1 pseudogene is annotated in these 253 nt (G+C 70.4%); it reads right to left on the bottom strand.

Annotation, left to right across the window (positions count from 1 at the left end):
* Positions 1-253, bottom strand: a pseudogene (locus JHD80_RS28390) (hypothetical protein); the annotation flags it as partial.

Here is a 253-nt window from a genome sequence, read left to right as displayed (position 1 = left end):
CCCCCCCCCCCCCCCCCCCCCCCCCCCCCCCCCCCCCCCCCCCCCCCCCCCCCCTTTTTCAAGCAGAAGACGGCATACGCGATCGCGCCTAGAGTCTCGTGGGCTCGGAGATGTGTATAAGAGACAGATCTCGCCCGGCGCGACGTCTCTCGCGAAGCGAACCAGCGTGAAATCCTCGGCGCGGCCGGTATTGCCGCGTTCGGTCAGGACGCTGAGCGGGCGACCGATGCGTTCTGTGAGATGGCGGGCCTGC

Source organism: Allobosea sp. ASV33, from assembly GCF_016428755.1.
Taxonomy (GTDB): Bacteria; Pseudomonadota; Alphaproteobacteria; order Rhizobiales; family Beijerinckiaceae; genus Allobosea.
The sequence above is the reverse complement of the archived record's forward strand: the minus strand, read 5'-3'. Positions and strand labels throughout refer to the sequence as shown.